Annotated in this window: 27 protein-coding genes; all 27 read left to right on the top strand. The window is 50.4% G+C overall.

Annotated features, from left to right (window positions below; translation table 11 throughout):
* Positions 1 to 9 precede the first annotated feature (9 nt).
* The 27 genes from rpsC (at position 10) to rpsI (ending at position 13,499) form a co-directional block, all read left to right on the top strand.
* The gene (gene rpsC, locus PRECH8_RS10535) at positions 10 to 678 is read left to right on the top strand and encodes a 30S ribosomal protein S3 (RefSeq protein ID WP_200967066.1); all 669 of its coding nucleotides are present in this window, start codon (positions 10 to 12) and stop codon (positions 676 to 678) included.
* A 2-nt stretch (positions 679 to 680) separates the two neighbouring features.
* Positions 681 to 1,115, top strand: a complete 435-nt coding sequence (gene rplP / locus PRECH8_RS10530; protein WP_200967065.1) for a 50S ribosomal protein L16 — start codon at positions 681 to 683, stop codon at positions 1,113 to 1,115.
* Positions 1,105 to 1,302 carry a 50S ribosomal protein L29 gene (rpmC, locus tag PRECH8_RS10525; RefSeq protein WP_200967064.1) on the top strand — a complete coding sequence of 66 codons (198 nt, stop codon included), beginning with the start codon at positions 1,105 to 1,107 and terminating at the stop codon, positions 1,300 to 1,302. The genes rplP and rpmC overlap by 11 nt, the downstream gene beginning before the upstream one ends.
* 29 nt (positions 1,303 to 1,331) lie before the next feature.
* Entirely contained in the window at positions 1,332 to 1,601 is a 270-nt protein-coding gene (gene rpsQ / locus PRECH8_RS10520) for a 30S ribosomal protein S17 (protein ID WP_200967063.1), read from the top strand.
* A 13-nt stretch (positions 1,602 to 1,614) separates the two neighbouring features.
* Positions 1,615 to 1,983, top strand: coding sequence for a 50S ribosomal protein L14 (gene rplN / locus PRECH8_RS10515; RefSeq protein WP_200967062.1), 369 nt, complete (start codon positions 1,615 to 1,617; stop codon positions 1,981 to 1,983).
* A gap of 38 nt (positions 1,984 to 2,021) precedes the next feature.
* A complete protein-coding gene (gene rplX / locus PRECH8_RS10510; RefSeq protein ID WP_242457542.1) occupies positions 2,022 to 2,372 on the top strand; it encodes a 50S ribosomal protein L24 in 351 nt (116 codons plus the stop codon).
* 32 nt (positions 2,373 to 2,404) lie between these two features.
* Positions 2,405 to 2,950, top strand: a complete 546-nt coding sequence (gene rplE / locus PRECH8_RS10505) for a 50S ribosomal protein L5 (RefSeq protein ID WP_200967061.1) — start codon at positions 2,405 to 2,407, stop codon at positions 2,948 to 2,950.
* 23 nt (positions 2,951 to 2,973) lie between these two features.
* Entirely contained in the window at positions 2,974 to 3,159 is a 186-nt protein-coding gene (locus PRECH8_RS10500) for a type Z 30S ribosomal protein S14 (RefSeq protein ID WP_200967060.1), read from the top strand.
* A 32-nt stretch (positions 3,160 to 3,191) separates the two neighbouring features.
* Positions 3,192 to 3,590, top strand: coding sequence for a 30S ribosomal protein S8 (gene rpsH, locus PRECH8_RS10495; RefSeq protein WP_200967059.1), 399 nt, complete (start codon positions 3,192 to 3,194; stop codon positions 3,588 to 3,590).
* A gap of 30 nt (positions 3,591 to 3,620) precedes the next feature.
* Entirely contained in the window at positions 3,621 to 4,157 is a 537-nt protein-coding gene (rplF, locus tag PRECH8_RS10490; RefSeq protein WP_200967058.1) for a 50S ribosomal protein L6, read from the top strand.
* A gap of 65 nt (positions 4,158 to 4,222) precedes the next feature.
* Positions 4,223 to 4,591, top strand: a complete 369-nt coding sequence (gene rplR / locus PRECH8_RS10485; protein WP_200967057.1) for a 50S ribosomal protein L18 — start codon at positions 4,223 to 4,225, stop codon at positions 4,589 to 4,591.
* 32 nt (positions 4,592 to 4,623) lie between these two features.
* On the top strand, positions 4,624 to 5,121 hold the full coding sequence (gene rpsE / locus PRECH8_RS10480; RefSeq protein WP_200967056.1) for a 30S ribosomal protein S5: 498 nt from the start codon (positions 4,624 to 4,626) through the stop codon (positions 5,119 to 5,121).
* Between the two features lie 13 nt (positions 5,122 to 5,134).
* Complete coding sequence (rpmD, locus tag PRECH8_RS10475) at positions 5,135 to 5,317, top strand: 50S ribosomal protein L30 (RefSeq protein ID WP_200967055.1); 183 nt, start codon at positions 5,135 to 5,137, stop codon at positions 5,315 to 5,317.
* 54 nt (positions 5,318 to 5,371) lie between these two features.
* Entirely contained in the window at positions 5,372 to 5,812 is a 441-nt protein-coding gene (gene rplO, locus PRECH8_RS10470) for a 50S ribosomal protein L15 (RefSeq protein ID WP_200967054.1), read from the top strand.
* Positions 5,812 to 7,116, top strand: a complete 1,305-nt coding sequence (gene secY, locus PRECH8_RS10465) for a preprotein translocase subunit SecY (protein ID WP_200967053.1) — start codon at positions 5,812 to 5,814, stop codon at positions 7,114 to 7,116. The genes rplO and secY overlap by 1 nt, the downstream gene beginning before the upstream one ends.
* Positions 7,117 to 7,162: 46 nt before the next feature.
* On the top strand, positions 7,163 to 7,816 hold the full coding sequence (locus tag PRECH8_RS10460; RefSeq protein WP_200967052.1) for an adenylate kinase: 654 nt from the start codon (positions 7,163 to 7,165) through the stop codon (positions 7,814 to 7,816).
* Positions 7,813 to 8,562 (top strand): type I methionyl aminopeptidase, encoded by a 750-nt coding sequence (map, locus tag PRECH8_RS10455; protein ID WP_200967051.1) that lies wholly within the window; start codon positions 7,813 to 7,815, stop codon positions 8,560 to 8,562. The genes PRECH8_RS10460 and map overlap by 4 nt, the downstream gene beginning before the upstream one ends.
* A gap of 15 nt (positions 8,563 to 8,577) precedes the next feature.
* Positions 8,578 to 8,898 carry a KOW domain-containing RNA-binding protein gene (locus PRECH8_RS10450; protein ID WP_200967050.1) on the top strand — a complete coding sequence of 107 codons (321 nt, stop codon included), beginning with the start codon at positions 8,578 to 8,580 and terminating at the stop codon, positions 8,896 to 8,898.
* A 2-nt stretch (positions 8,899 to 8,900) separates the two neighbouring features.
* A complete protein-coding gene (gene infA, locus PRECH8_RS10445; protein WP_200967049.1) occupies positions 8,901 to 9,116 on the top strand; it encodes a translation initiation factor IF-1 in 216 nt (71 codons plus the stop codon).
* Positions 9,117 to 9,145: 29 nt separating this feature from the next.
* Positions 9,146 to 9,259, top strand: coding sequence for a 50S ribosomal protein L36 (gene rpmJ / locus PRECH8_RS10440; protein WP_200967048.1), 114 nt, complete (start codon positions 9,146 to 9,148; stop codon positions 9,257 to 9,259).
* Positions 9,260 to 9,274: 15 nt separating this feature from the next.
* Positions 9,275 to 9,643, top strand: coding sequence for a 30S ribosomal protein S13 (rpsM, locus tag PRECH8_RS10435; RefSeq protein ID WP_200967047.1), 369 nt, complete (start codon positions 9,275 to 9,277; stop codon positions 9,641 to 9,643).
* A gap of 25 nt (positions 9,644 to 9,668) precedes the next feature.
* Positions 9,669 to 10,067 carry a 30S ribosomal protein S11 gene (rpsK, locus tag PRECH8_RS10430; protein WP_200967046.1) on the top strand — a complete coding sequence of 133 codons (399 nt, stop codon included), beginning with the start codon at positions 9,669 to 9,671 and terminating at the stop codon, positions 10,065 to 10,067.
* Positions 10,068 to 10,192: 125 nt separating this feature from the next.
* Positions 10,193 to 11,137 carry a DNA-directed RNA polymerase subunit alpha gene (locus tag PRECH8_RS10425; protein ID WP_200967045.1) on the top strand — a complete coding sequence of 315 codons (945 nt, stop codon included), beginning with the start codon at positions 10,193 to 10,195 and terminating at the stop codon, positions 11,135 to 11,137.
* Between the two features lie 27 nt (positions 11,138 to 11,164).
* The gene (rplQ, locus tag PRECH8_RS10420) at positions 11,165 to 11,527 is read left to right on the top strand and encodes a 50S ribosomal protein L17 (protein ID WP_200967044.1); all 363 of its coding nucleotides are present in this window, start codon (positions 11,165 to 11,167) and stop codon (positions 11,525 to 11,527) included.
* A gap of 143 nt (positions 11,528 to 11,670) precedes the next feature.
* Positions 11,671 to 12,423 (top strand): tRNA pseudouridine(38-40) synthase TruA, encoded by a 753-nt coding sequence (truA, locus tag PRECH8_RS10415; protein WP_200967043.1) that lies wholly within the window; start codon positions 11,671 to 11,673, stop codon positions 12,421 to 12,423.
* A 225-nt stretch (positions 12,424 to 12,648) separates the two neighbouring features.
* On the top strand, positions 12,649 to 13,086 hold the full coding sequence (rplM, locus tag PRECH8_RS10410; RefSeq protein WP_200967042.1) for a 50S ribosomal protein L13: 438 nt from the start codon (positions 12,649 to 12,651) through the stop codon (positions 13,084 to 13,086).
* 20 nt (positions 13,087 to 13,106) lie between these two features.
* The gene (gene rpsI, locus PRECH8_RS10405) at positions 13,107 to 13,499 is read left to right on the top strand and encodes a 30S ribosomal protein S9 (protein WP_200967041.1); all 393 of its coding nucleotides are present in this window, start codon (positions 13,107 to 13,109) and stop codon (positions 13,497 to 13,499) included.
* Positions 13,500 to 13,539: the final 40 nt, after the last annotated feature.

The raw sequence follows: 13,539 nt of genomic DNA, 5'->3' as shown, positions 1-13,539 counted from the left end.
GACATCAGAGTGGGTCAAAAGGTAAACCCGATCGGATTGAGAATTGGGATCATCCGTGACTGGGAATCAAAATGGTACGCGAATGACAAAGAGTTCGGAACTTTGCTTCTCGAAGACATTAAGATTCGTGAATATCTGAAGAACAGACTGAAAGACGCGGCGGTATCCCGCATCGAGATCGAACGAGCAGCAAACCGCGTGAATGTGACGATCCACACGGCTAAGCCGGGGATGGTTATCGGTAAGGGCGGTTCGGAGGTTGAGAACCTGCGCGTGCAAGTTGCGAAGATCGCTGAAGGCAAGAAGGTTCATATCAACATCAGCGAGGTTAAGAACCCGGATCTTGACGCCATCCTCGTTGCTGAGAATATCGCTCAACAGCTTGAGCGCCGGATCTCCTTCCGCCGTGCGATGAAACAAGCGATCCAAAGAACGATGCGCGCTGGTGCTAAGGGGATTAAGACGATGGTCAGCGGCCGTCTAGGCGGTGCGGAGATTGCTCGCAGCGAAGGATACAGCGAAGGTACCGTTCCGCTTCATACCCTGCGTGCGGATATCGACTACGGAACAGCGGAAGCTCATACCACTTACGGCCGTCTCGGCGTGAAGGTATGGATCTATCGCGGAGAAGTTCTGCCGCAAGCGAAGAAGAGAGTGAACCAGGAAGGAGGTAACTGAGCATGTTAATGCCAAAACGCGTTAAATATCGCAAGGAACATCGTGGAAAAATGAAAGGTCGTGCTAAAGGCGGCACCGAGGTAACTTTCGGTGAATATGGCTTACAAGCTCTTGAGCCTGCCTGGATCACGAACCGTCAGATTGAAGCTGCGCGTATTGCGATGACTCGTTATATCAGACGTGGCGGTAAGGTATGGATCAAGATCTTCCCATCCAAGCCGATCACCCAGAAGCCGCTTGAAGTTCGTATGGGTAGCGGTAAAGGGAATGTTGAGAAGTGGGTTAGCGTGGTTAAGCCAGGCAAGATCCTGTTTGAATTGGCCGGAGTCAGTGAGGAGGTCGCTCGCGAAGCGATGCGTCTAGCTGCTCACAAACTTCCGATCAAGACGAAATTTGTGAAACGCGAAGAATTGGGTGGTGAAGCAAATGAAAGCTAGTGAGCTCCGCAACTTGACAACTGCAGAGATTGAGCAGAAGATTGCAGGATTCAAGGAAGAATTGTTTAACCTCCGTTTCCAACTAGCTACAGGTCAACTTGATAACCCAGCCCAAATTCGTAATGTCCGCAAGGCAATCGCACGTGCAAAAACCGTGTTACGCGAAAGAGAGCTCGGGATTAGTTAATCGAAACTGAAAGGAGGGCGCTATAGAATATGAGTCAGCAAACTCGCAAAGAACGCAAAGTTCAAATCGGCAAAGTCGTCAGCGACAAGATGGATAAGACGATCGTCGTGTCCGTCGAAACGTACAAGAAGCATCCGCTGTATCACAAGCGTATAAAATACACGAAGAAATTCAAAGCTCATGATGAGAACAATCAAGCGAAGATCGGCGATACGGTCAAGATCATGGAGACTCGTCCGTTATCCAAAGATAAGCGCTGGAGATTGGTAGAGATCGTAGAGCAAGCAGTCGAGGTATAAGGAGGGACAAAAAATGATTCAACCATTTACCCGTTTGAAAGTTGCTGATAACTCCGGAGCCAAAGAACTCATGTGCATCCGTGTGTTGGGTGGTACCGGACGTCGCACTGCTGGTATCGGCGATACGATCGTATGCTCCGTGAAACAAGCAACACCAGGCGGCGTTGTCAAGAAAGGGGACGTCGTTAAAGCGGTGATCGTCCGTACGGTTCGCCCGACGAGACGCAAAGATGGTTCCTACATCCGCTTCGACGAAAACGCTGCTGTGGTCATCAGAGAAGATAAGAGCCCGCGCGGTACACGGATCTTCGGACCGGTAGCCCGCGAGCTTCGTGAAAAAGAATTTATGAAAATCATCTCGCTGGCGCCTGAGGTACTGTAAGCGCGTCGGCTAAGCAGCCCATAGGAGGTGTTACCAACATGGCGAAGAACAAGGGACAAAAATCCCATAACCATAAGATGCACGTGAAGAAAGAAGATACGGTCATCGTGATCAGCGGCAAAGACAAAGGCAAAAAAGGCCGCGTGATCGCTGCATTTCCGCGTGAGAACCGGGTGCTGGTAGAGGGCGTGAACTTGGTGAAGAAGCACGCGAAACCTTCTCCTGACAATCCGCAAGGCGGAATCATCACGCAAGAGGCCCCGATTCATGCATCCAACGTCATGCTAGTAGATCCGAAGACCGGATTACCGACACGGATCGGATATAAGATTCTTGATAACGGCAAGAAAGTCCGGGTAGCGAAGCGATCCGGCGAAGTGATCGATTAATCGAATAGAGCAGGAAGGAGGTTCATCCGCACATGGCAGCAAGATTAAAAGAACGTTATTTAAATGAAGTCACTCCGCATTTGATGCAGAAGTTCAACTACAAAAGCGTTATGCAAGTACCTCGAATCGAGAAGGTCGTCATCAACATGGGGGTGGGCGATGCCGTTGGCAATCCGAAGTTGATCGACAGCGCACTTGAGGATCTGCAACTGATCGCTGGTCAAAAACCCGTGGTGACAAGAGCGAAGAAATCGATCGCAGGGTTCAAGCTTCGTGAAGGTATGCCGATCGGTGTGAAGGTTACGTTGCGCGGAGAAAGAATGTATTACTTCTTGGACAAATTGTTCAATATCGCTCTTCCTCGTGTACGTGACTTCCGCGGTGTATCGACCAAAGCATTTGACGGTCGAGGGAACTACACGCTTGGTTTGAAAGAACAGCTCATCTTCCCGGAGATCGATTACGATAAAGTGGACAAAGTGCGCGGTATGGATGTTGTGATCGTAACAACAGCGAAGACGGACGAAGAAGCCCGTGAGCTGTTGGATCAAATGGGAATGCCATTCGCTAAAGCCTAAAAACTGGGAGGTGTAACCCACAGATGGCAAAAACTTCGATGATAGTCAAGCAGAAGCGTAAGCCGAAGTTCAAGGTACGTGCGTATACTCGTTGTGAACGCTGCGGCCGTCCGCATTCCGTTTTGCGGAAATTTAAGATTTGCCGGATCTGTTTCCGTGAACTAGCATACAAAGGCCAGATTCCCGGCGTTAAAAAAGCCAGCTGGTAAACCATTCGATCATCCGGAAGGAGGTAAGCAACATGACTATGTCTGATCCAATTGCAGATATGCTTACACGCATTCGCAATGCGAATATGGTACGTCATGAAACGGTGGAAGTTCCTGCTTCGAAGATGAAGAAGGCAATCGCCGAGATTTTGAAGCGTGAAGGCTTCATTCGTGACGCAGAATATATCGAAGATAATAAGCAGGGGATCATCCGCATCTTCCTGAAATACGGTCCGAACAATGAACGTGTCATCACGGGCCTGAAACGGATCAGTAAGCCTGGACTTCGCGTCTATGCGAAGGCGTCTGAAGTTCCGAAGGTGCTCGGCGGTCTCGGGATCGCGATCATCTCGACATCCAAAGGCATCATGACAGATAAGGAAGCTCGTCAAGCGAAGGCCGGCGGCGAGGTTATCTGCTACGTGTGGTAATCCCAAGTTTAAGTGAATGGAGGTGTTAGCATGTCCCGTATTGGACGTAAGCCAATCGAAATTCCTAACGGTGTGACTGTGACCGTTGATGATACAAACATTACTGTTAAAGGACCTAAGGGGACACTGTCGCGCGAACTGCACAAAGACATGAAAGTGAACATCGAAGGCAATGTGCTGACGGTGGAACGTCCTTCTGATAATAAATTGCATCGTTCGCTGCACGGTACAACACGCAGCATCATCTACAACATGATCCATGGCGTTACAGAAGGTTATGAGAAGGTGCTAGAACTCGTAGGTGTTGGATATCGTGCGAACAAGCAAGGCAATAAGCTGGTGTTGAACGTCGGCTACTCGCATCCTGTGGAGTTCGTACCTGAAGAGGGCATTGAGTTTGATGTTCCTTCCAACACGAAGATCATCGTGAAGGGCATTAACAAAGAACTTGTTGGTGAGATTGCAGCGAATATCCGCGCCGTTCGTCCGCCTGAGCCTTACAAGGGTAAAGGGATTAAGTACGAAGGGGAACGCATCCTTCGCAAGGAAGGTAAAGCAGGTAAGTAATCATCTCAAACGGATGTCTGCTTAATATAGATCACGACTGATCGGTGTGAAGGGAGTGACACGATATGCTGAATAAACCGAATCGTAACAAAATGCGTCTAAGAAGACATTTTCGTGTGCGCAAGAAGGTCAGCGGTACTGCTGAGCGCCCACGTCTGAACGTTTATCGTTCTGAGAAACACATCTACGCCCAATTGATCGACGATGTTAAAGGCGTGACATTAGCTTCGGCTTCCACCCTGGATAAGGAATTGAGAAGCGAAGTGAAGAACGGCGGCAATGTTGAAGCTGCCCGCAAAGTTGGCGAATTGATCGCGAAGCGTGCTCAAGCTGCCGGCATCAAGGCGGTGGTTTTCGACCGCGGCGGATACCTGTATCACGGCCGGGTGAAAGCACTGGCTGAAGCAGCTCGTGAAGCAGGATTAGAATTCTAGGTCTTCAATAACGGAATAAGGAGGTTAATGACTTGCGCGTAGATCCGAATACGTTAGAATTAACTGAGAAAGTCGTCACCATCAACCGCGTAGCCAAGGTTGTCAAAGGTGGACGTCGATTCAGCTTCAGTGCTTTGGTCGTTGTCGGCGACGGCAAAGGCTGGGTAGGTGCTGGCATCGGCAAAGCATCAGAAGTACCGGATGCCATTCGCAAAGGTATCGAAGATGCGAAGAAAAACTTGATCCACGTTCCGATCGTAGGCACGACGATCCCGCATGAGATCATCGGCAAATTCGGAGCAGGTAAAGTTCTCTTGAAACCAGCTGCTGAAGGTACAGGGGTTATCGCCGGCGGTCCAGTTCGTGCGGTGCTTGAGCTGGCAGGCGTGGGTGACATCCTGACCAAATCTCTAGGTTCTTCGAACTCGATGAATATGGTTAACGCAACCTTGGAAGGCTTGAGCCGTCTGAAGAGAGTCGAAGAGGTAGCGAAACTCCGTGGTAAAACGGTCGAAGAACTATTAAGTTAAGGAGGGGAATCCAATGGCGAAGAAATTAAGAATCACCCTCAAACGCAGCTTGATCGGCCGTCCGGAAGATCAACGACTAACCGTTCGTTCGCTCGGACTTCGAAAGACCAATCATTCTGTAGAGCAGCCGGATAATGCGGCGATTCGCGGGATGATCAATAAAGTGAAACATTTGGTAGAAGTTGAGGAAATCTGATATTCTTTCTATAAACGCTAAGCAAGGACAAGGCGATATTAAGGAGGTGCAACGATGAAAATACATGAATTGACACCAGCTCCGGGTTCCCGCCACAGCCGCAAGCGTGTAGGACGCGGCATCGGCAGCGGACATGGCAAAACTTCCGGTCGTGGACATAAGGGCCAATGGGCGCGTTCCGGCGGCGGCGTACGTCCAGGTTTTGAAGGTGGTCAGAACCCGCTGTACAGACGTCTTCCTAAGCGCGGATTTACGAACATTCATCGTAAGGAGTATGCGGTTGTAAACGTAGAAGAGTTGAACCGTTTTGCAGCCGGAACAGAAGTGACTCCGGAACTACTACTAGAAACAGGGGTAGTTAAGAACCCTAGAGATGGCATCAAGATCCTGGGCGATGGCGATCTCCAAGTACAACTCACCGTGAAAGCAAATAAATTTTCGCAATCTGCGGTCGAGAAAATTCAGGCTGCCGGTGGAAAAACTGAGGTGATCTAATGTTCAGAACTATCTCCAATATCATGAAGGTAGCTGATCTGCGCACGAAGATCCTCTTCACATTAGGGATCCTGATCGTCTTCCGGATCGGCTCCTTTATCCCTGTACCAAATGTCAATACCGACGTTTTCATCGGGGTGGATCAAGCGCAGCAAGGCAGCTTCTTCGGCATGATGAACACTTTCTCCGGCGGCGCTTTGTTTAACTTCTCGATCTTTGCCATGAGTATCTTCCCTTACATCACGGCATCGATCATCGTGCAGCTATTGTCCATGGATGTGATTCCGAAGTTCACCGAATGGGCAAGAGAAGGTGAAGCCGGACGCCGCAAACTTACGCAGATCACCCGGTATGGTACAATGGTGTTGGGATTCATTCAGGGGATCGGGATGTCGATCGGTTTCCACAATGCCTACGGCATGGTGATCGATCCTTCGCCGGCTACATTTGTTGTTATCGCCATCGTACTGACTGCTGGTACGGCGCTGCTCATGTGGCTGGGTGAGCAGATCACCGAGAAGGGGATCGGCAACGGCATCTCGATCATCATCTTCGCGGGGATCGTTGCAGGCATACCTACAGGAGCGGCTGCTCTCTACGATCACTTCATCAGAGGAGTGACGGCGAGCGAGGGGTTATTCCTGAACATCCTGTACGTGCTCTTGCTTGTGATCGGCGTTGTGCTGCTGATCGCGGCGGTAATCTATGTACAGCAAGGTGTGCGCAAGATTCCAGTGCAATATGCGAAACGGATCGTAGGACGTAAGATGTACGGTGGACAATCCACACATATCCCGATTAAGGTGAATGCAGCAGGGGTGATCCCGGTCATCTTCGCGATGTCCTTGGTGATCTTCCCGCCGACGATTGCGAGCTTCTTCCAGTCGAGCGGAGTGGCGCGCTGGATCATCGAGAACATGGCGTTGGATGCGCCTTTGGGTCTGACCTTGTATGTTCTGCTCATCATCGGGTTCACGTATTTCTACACGTTCGTACAGATTAATCCTCAGCAAATGGCAGAGAACCTGAAGAAGAACGGCGGATATATTCCAGGCATACGACCGGGACAGACGACGGTGAAATATATCGTGCGGATCCTGAACCGGATCACGCTGAGCGGTGCGCTCTTCCTTGCGATCATCGCGATCTTGCCGGTGATTGTAGGCAGACTGGCTGGCCTGCCTGATCAGATCTCGATCGGCGGGACATCGCTTCTGATTCTCGTTGGGGTAGCGCTGGAGACGATGAAGCAGATCGAAAGCCAACTGATCAAACGGCATTACAAAGGTTTTATTAACAAGTAACGCTTGTTGATATGCCTGATATACCGGAATTGGGAGGTAACGCTTCATGAATATCGTGTTCATGGGTCCCCCGGGAGCCGGAAAAGGAACACAAGCGGATTACATCGTGGAACAATTTGGAATTCCGCACATCTCTACGGGCGATGCTTTCCGCGCAGCGATGAAACAGGGTACTGAACTCGGTAAGCTGGCGAAACAATATGTCGATGCCGGCAAGCTGGTACCGGACGAAGTGACGATCGGCATCGTTCGTGATCGGTTGCAGCATGAAGACTGCAAGCAGGGTTTCTTGCTGGACGGATTTCCGCGTACGATATCCCAAGCGGAAGCCTTGGATGAGATCGTCGCATCCATGGGCAGACGGATCGACCATGTCATCAACCTTAAGGTTGACCGCAATAACTTGCTCGCCAGATTAACGGGACGCCGCATCTGCAGATCCTGCGGTGCGACGTATCACATCCTCTTCAACCCACCAAAGCAGGAAGGCATCTGCGACAAGTGTGGAGGGGAATTGTACCAAAGATCCGACGATACGGAAGAGAAGGTTGGAACTCGTCTGGATGAATATATTACGAAGACGGCTCCGCTTCTTGACTACTATGAGAAACAAGGGACTCTCCGTCATGTCAACGGTGAGCAGGATATTCAGGAAGTGTCCGCAGAGATCAGCGCGATCTTAAGAGGACAGAAGCGATGATCATCTGCAAGACCGAATCTGAACTAGCTCTCATGCGCGAAGCAGGCCGCATCGTTGCGGAGACGCATCAGCTGTTAAAGCAATATATTCGGGCAGGAGTTACAACCGCCGAGTTGGACCGTATTGCAGGAGAATACATTCGCAGTCGGGGAGCAATACCATCTTTTAAAGGTTATAACGGTTTTCCTGGTAACATCTGCACGTCGATCAATGATCAATTAGTTCACGGTATTCCGAGTGAAACCCAGGTGCTGAAGGATGGCGACATTATCACACTAGATATCGGCGCACAGTACAAAGGCTATCACGGCGACTCGGCATGGACGTATGCGGTTGGCGAAGTGTCAGACGAAGTCCGCAGACTGCTGGAAGTTACCGAGCGATCACTTATGGAAGGTCTGGCGCTTGCCAAGCCCGATGCTAGGTTGTATACCATCTCACATGCCATTCAACGCTGCGCAGAAGCTGAAGGATTCTCGATTGTCAGGGAGTATGTCGGTCATGGGATCGGTAGAGACTTACATGAAGAACCGCGGATCCCTAACTACGGTCTGCCTGATCGCGGCCCGCGGCTTAAGGCCGGGATGACCCTTGCGATTGAGCCGATGGTCGTCATCGGGGAGCGATATGTCAAAACACTGCCGGACCAATGGACCGTCGTTACGGTTGACGGCAGATGGTGCGCGCATTATGAACATACGATCGCGATTACGGCAGACGGTTATGAGATCCTTACACAATGCTAATCGTAGGTGATAAATGTGGGTGACTCGAGGTTGCCGCATCCGGGACAGTTCGTCCAGGTGCTGCAAGGCAGAGACAAGGGTAAGTATGCGGTGATAGTTGAAGTAATCGACAACAAGTTTGTCAAAATTGCCGATGGTGATAAGCGCAAGTTTGACAATCCTAAGAAGAAGAACCTCCTGCATCTTCGTTTGTTCAACGAGACGAGCAGCGAGGTTGCAGACAGCCTGCGGGAAACCGGCCGTGTAACGAATGGTAAATTGCGTTTTGCTCTCAGCAAGTTCATCGAGAAGGTCGAGATGCAAAACAATACGGTGCAAGACCAGAAAGGAGATTGACTGTGGCCAAAGAAGATGTTATTGAAGTTGAAGGGACGGTCATCGAACCTCTCCCGAATGCGATGTTTCGTGTTGAGTTGGACAACGGTCATCAGGTCCTAGCCCATGTGTCCGGTAAACTGCGCATGCACTTTATCCGGATTCTGACGGGAGACAGAGTCGTGATTCAGCTGTCCCCCTATGATCTCACAAGAGGGCGGATCACTTATCGGAAATAGATATCCGTAAATCTGGGAGGTTGTTAACTATGAAGGTGAGACCTTCGGTCAAACCCATCTGTGAAAAATGCAAAGTCATCAAACGCAGAGGACATGTCATGGTGATCTGCGAAAACCCGAAGCATAAACAAAAACAAGGTTAAGGGAGGTGTCCATTAATGGCTCGTATAGCTGGTGTTGACTTACCTCGTGATAAACGCGTGGTGATCGGTCTGACCTATATCTATGGCATCGGTCCGTCTACGGCCAAGAAGATCGTTGCCGAGACTGGCATTGACCCGAATACACGTGTACGTGACCTGACAGAGGATGAAGTCAGCAAGCTTCGCGAAACGATCGACCGCAACTACAAAGTAGAAGGCGATCTGCGTCGTGAAGTTGCACTGAACATCAAACGTCTGGTTGAGATCGGATGCTATCGCGGTATTCGCCATCGTAAAGGTCTGCCGGTACGCGGTCAGCGGACGAAGACGAATGCCCGCACACGTAAAGGTCCGCGTCGGACAGTAGCGAACAAGAAGAAATAATACTCGTAAGGAGGGGTAAAGAACCATGGCGAGACCTAAAACGAAAGTTGCTCGCACCAAGCGCCGTGACCGGAAAAATGTCGAAGCCGGCGTGGCACATATTCGTTCCACTTTCAATAACACAATCGTAACGATCACCGACCCTCATGGCAATGCCATCGCTTGGTCCAGCGCGGGTAACCTCGGATTCAAAGGTTCCCGTAAGAGCACGCCATATGCGGCGCAAATGGCAGCAGAAACGGCTGCTAAAGCAGCGATGGAACACGGCATGAAGACTGTTGAAGTCCTTGTTAAAGGTCCAGGAGCCGGCCGTGAAGCAGCGATTCGCTCTCTGCAGGCTGCAGGACTGGAAGTCAGCATGATCAAGGACGTTACGCCGGTTCCTCATAACGGTTGCCGCCCGCCGAAACGTCGTCGTGTTTAATTCCCTCGAGATGGTGGTATACATTAACTTCCACAAGTGAATAATGGTTGAGAAGGATAGGCATACTACTTGGTTTGTGCTGAATTAAACCATTGGTACGACGTTTCCTAAGGGAGGGTTATGGAATGATCGAAATCGAAAAACCTAAAATCGAAACGGTAACCGTAAGCGAGGACTTAACCTACGGTAAATTTGTAGTCGAACCGCTTGAGCGGGGCTACGGAACGACGTTGGGGAACTCCTTGCGCAGGATCTTGCTTTCGTCCCTGCCCGGCGCTGCTGTTACTTCTGTACAAATCGACGGAGTGTTGCACGAATTCTCCACCATTCCAGGTGTTGTGGAAGATGTAACGGAGATCGTTCTGAATCTGAAAGCTCTGTCGCTTAGGATCCATTCCGATGAAGAGAAGATGCTGGAGATTGAGGCGGAAGGTGCCGGTGTGGTTACGGCAGGAGATATCCGTGCAGACAGCGATGTCGAGATCTTAAACCCCGATCTGGTTATCGCTACACTGAGCGATAATGCTCGTCTCCATATGCGCATCTTCGCAAATCGCGGACGTGGATATGTACCGGCAGAACACAACAAAAAGGAAGATCAGCCGATCGGCGTGATCCCGATCGACTCCATCTATACACCAATCACGCGAGTGAATTATACAGTAGAGAATACGCGCGTCGGTCAAGTGACGAACTATGATAAACTAACCCTCGAAGTTTGGACAGACGGCAGCATCAGTCCTGAAGAGGCTGTCAGCTTAGGTGCCAAGATCATGACGGAGCATCTCATGCTGTTCGTAGGGTTAACGGACGAAGCCAAGGATGCCGAGATCATGGTCGAGAAAGAAGAGGACAAAAAAGAGAAGGTTCTCGAGATGACGATCGAAGAACTGGATCTCAGCGTACGTTCGTACAACTGCTTGAAACGTGCGGGCATTAATACGGTTCAAGAGTTAATCATGAAGACTGAGGAAGATATGATGAAGGTACGCAACCTCGGTCGCAAATCGTTGGAAGAAGTACAGGAGAAGCTGGCTGAGCTCAACCTGTCACTGCGCACCAGCGACTAATTCCAATCTGCGAAGGAGGGAAACGATATGGCAACGCAAAGAAAACTAGGACGCAACTCCAGTGCGCGTAAAGCATTGTTCCGCGATCTAGTCACCGATCTGTTCATCAACGAGCGCATCCAAACGACGGAAGCCAAAGCGAAAGAAGTTCGCCCGATCGCAGAGAAGTTGATCACGCTCGCAAAGCGCGGCGACTTGCATGCGCGTCGGCAAGTAGCTGCTTTCGTTCGCAAAGAAGATGCGGGAGATAACAAGGATGCTGTTCAAAAACTGTTCTCAGATCTAGCTCCGCGTTATGCTGACAGAAACGGCGGCTATACGCGTATCTTGAAATTAGGTCCGCGTAGAGGCGATTCCGCGGAGATGGTCTATCTGGAACTGGTTGAATGAGCATAGAGATCTGTTAAGGACAAAGGGTGGACGGAACCGCGGTTCTGGTGAAGCCCTTTTTTCATACACGAGCTTCCATCTGACTCTCGGATGGGAGCTTAGTTGTCTATAAGAGCGGATAGGTGATGGGCAAGGTGATAGGGATGCGAAGAAATATACGCTTAACTGTTAGTTACGACGGTACCGATTATCAAGGTTTCCAGGCACAATCGCATACCGACCAGACGATCCAGACGCAGCTGGAACACGCAATCTATAGACTCACAGGAACAAAGACAAGCGTGATCGGCTCTGGTCGAACGGATGCAGGCGTCCATGCCCGCGGACAAGTCGTTAATTTCTATACCGACTCATCGATCCCGATCGAGCGTTGGGCGCTGGCCCTCAACAGCCTGTTGCCGAAGGATATCGTCGTGACAGAGGCGAAGGCGGTATCTGAGGACTTTCATGCGCGGAAGAGCGCTAGGAAGAAGACCTATCGCTATACGATCAACAACCGCCGGTTTCCCGATGTGCTGATGCGCAGATATCAATACCACGTCCCCGTCCCCTTGCGCTTAGAACCGATGGAACAGGCCCTGCAGCTGCTGGTCGGCGAGCATGACTTCACTTCCTTCTGTTCAGCCAAATCCACGCAGGCTTCCCATGTAAGGACGATTTATGAAGCGAGATTGGCCGCGGAAGAGGACGGTGTGCTCCACATCTATGTGACGGGCAACGGCTTTCTGTATAACATGGTGCGCATCATCGCCGGGACGATCATTGAGGTTGGATTGGGCAAACGCACCGTCGAAGATATACGCCGACTGCTAGAGTTGCAGGATCGCACCAAAAGCGGCATCACCGCCCCTCCGCACGGTCTTGTTCTGTGGGAAGTTTTTTACGATGAGGAGTAAAAAACGCCTTGATTCTGCATGTGGTTTGTTGTATGATAACTAATGGCGCATTTTCAAGATGGGTCTCCCACGCCCACCCCGTGTCTTGAGATGCGTGATTAATCTTCCAGAATCTTCGAATGAATATGAACAGCTTAGAGATGATACAACTTAGAGTTGATTTTACGATTGCGTAATATGAAATAGAGGAGAATGAAACTCCGAACGTTTGAAGGAGGACGTGACATGCGTACCACATATATGGCGAAGCCTAATGAGGTCGAGCGCAAATGGTATATCATCGACGCAGAAGGTAAGACACTGGGTCGCCTGGCAAGCGAAGCGGCAAGCATTCTGCGCGGTAAACATAAACCACAATTCACGCCGCATGTTGATACCGGCGATTTCGTGATCATCATCAATGCGGAGAAGATCCAAGTAACGGGTAATAAGCTTAGAGACAAGTTCTACTACAGACATTCCGGTTATCCAGGCGGACTGAAGAAGACTTCGCTCAATGACATGCTGAGAAAGAGACCAGAACGAGTAATCGAGCATGCGGTATATGGGATGCTGCCTAAGAATCGTCTGGGCAACGCTCTGAAGAAAAAGCTGAAGGTTTACGCTGGTCCGGAACATCCACACGCAGCGCAGCAGCCTGAAGTCTGGGAACTACGCGGATAATTTAAGAGGAGGTCAGTTTTGTGGCACAGGTACAATATTATGGAACCGGACGCCGCAAGAACTCGGTGGCACGGGTTCGCTTGGTTCCGGGTGAAGGCAAGATTATCATCAACAAACGCAACATCGACGACTATTTCGGGCTTGAAACCCTTAAATTGATCGTTAAACAACCATTAACGTTAACCGATACGCTTGGCAAGTACGATGTGCTTGTCAACACAAGCGGCGGCGGGATCTCCGGTCAAGCGGGCGCGATCCGTCACGGCATCGCTCGTGCGCTTCTGAAGGTTGATCCTGAATTCCGCCCGGTGCTGAAGAAAGCCGGATTCTTAACACGCGATCCTCGTATGAAGGAACGTAAGAAGTACGGTCTCAAGGCTGCACGCCGTGCACCGCAATTCTCGAAACGCTAATCAGATGTCACTGGACAGGACACCCCCAACCGTACGGTTG

Origin of the sequence: Insulibacter thermoxylanivorax, assembly GCF_015472005.1 — a bacterium.
Classification (GTDB): domain Bacteria; phylum Bacillota; class Bacilli; order Paenibacillales; family DA-C8; genus Insulibacter; species Insulibacter thermoxylanivorax.
Note: the sequence above shows the minus strand (reverse complement) of the source record. Positions and strands in the feature narration are given on the sequence as shown.

Coding starts and splice junctions, on each gene's coding strand:
- rplP (WP_200967065.1), top strand. CDS start 681: ATGTTAATGCCAAAACGCGTTAAATATCGCAAGGAACATCGTGGAAAA.
- rpmC (WP_200967064.1), top strand. CDS start 1,105: ATGAAAGCTAGTGAGCTCCGCAACTTGACAACTGCAGAGATTGAGCAG.
- rpsQ (WP_200967063.1), top strand. CDS start 1,332: ATGAGTCAGCAAACTCGCAAAGAACGCAAAGTTCAAATCGGCAAAGTC.
- rplN (WP_200967062.1), top strand. CDS start 1,615: ATGATTCAACCATTTACCCGTTTGAAAGTTGCTGATAACTCCGGAGCC.
- rplX (WP_242457542.1), top strand. CDS start 2,022: ATGGCGAAGAACAAGGGACAAAAATCCCATAACCATAAGATGCACGTG.
- rplE (WP_200967061.1), top strand. CDS start 2,405: ATGGCAGCAAGATTAAAAGAACGTTATTTAAATGAAGTCACTCCGCAT.
- PRECH8_RS10500 (WP_200967060.1), top strand. CDS start 2,974: ATGGCAAAAACTTCGATGATAGTCAAGCAGAAGCGTAAGCCGAAGTTC.
- rpsH (WP_200967059.1), top strand. CDS start 3,192: ATGACTATGTCTGATCCAATTGCAGATATGCTTACACGCATTCGCAAT.
- rplF (WP_200967058.1), top strand. CDS start 3,621: ATGTCCCGTATTGGACGTAAGCCAATCGAAATTCCTAACGGTGTGACT.
- rplR (WP_200967057.1), top strand. CDS start 4,223: ATGCTGAATAAACCGAATCGTAACAAAATGCGTCTAAGAAGACATTTT.
- rpmD (WP_200967055.1), top strand. CDS start 5,135: ATGGCGAAGAAATTAAGAATCACCCTCAAACGCAGCTTGATCGGCCGT.
- rplO (WP_200967054.1), top strand. CDS start 5,372: ATGAAAATACATGAATTGACACCAGCTCCGGGTTCCCGCCACAGCCGC.
- secY (WP_200967053.1), top strand. CDS start 5,812: ATGTTCAGAACTATCTCCAATATCATGAAGGTAGCTGATCTGCGCACG.
- PRECH8_RS10460 (WP_200967052.1), top strand. CDS start 7,163: ATGAATATCGTGTTCATGGGTCCCCCGGGAGCCGGAAAAGGAACACAA.
- map (WP_200967051.1), top strand. CDS start 7,813: ATGATCATCTGCAAGACCGAATCTGAACTAGCTCTCATGCGCGAAGCA.
- rpmJ (WP_200967048.1), top strand. CDS start 9,146: ATGAAGGTGAGACCTTCGGTCAAACCCATCTGTGAAAAATGCAAAGTC.
- rpsM (WP_200967047.1), top strand. CDS start 9,275: ATGGCTCGTATAGCTGGTGTTGACTTACCTCGTGATAAACGCGTGGTG.
- rpsK (WP_200967046.1), top strand. CDS start 9,669: ATGGCGAGACCTAAAACGAAAGTTGCTCGCACCAAGCGCCGTGACCGG.
- PRECH8_RS10425 (WP_200967045.1), top strand. CDS start 10,193: ATGATCGAAATCGAAAAACCTAAAATCGAAACGGTAACCGTAAGCGAG.
- rplQ (WP_200967044.1), top strand. CDS start 11,165: ATGGCAACGCAAAGAAAACTAGGACGCAACTCCAGTGCGCGTAAAGCA.
- truA (WP_200967043.1), top strand. CDS start 11,671: ATGCGAAGAAATATACGCTTAACTGTTAGTTACGACGGTACCGATTAT.
- rplM (WP_200967042.1), top strand. CDS start 12,649: ATGCGTACCACATATATGGCGAAGCCTAATGAGGTCGAGCGCAAATGG.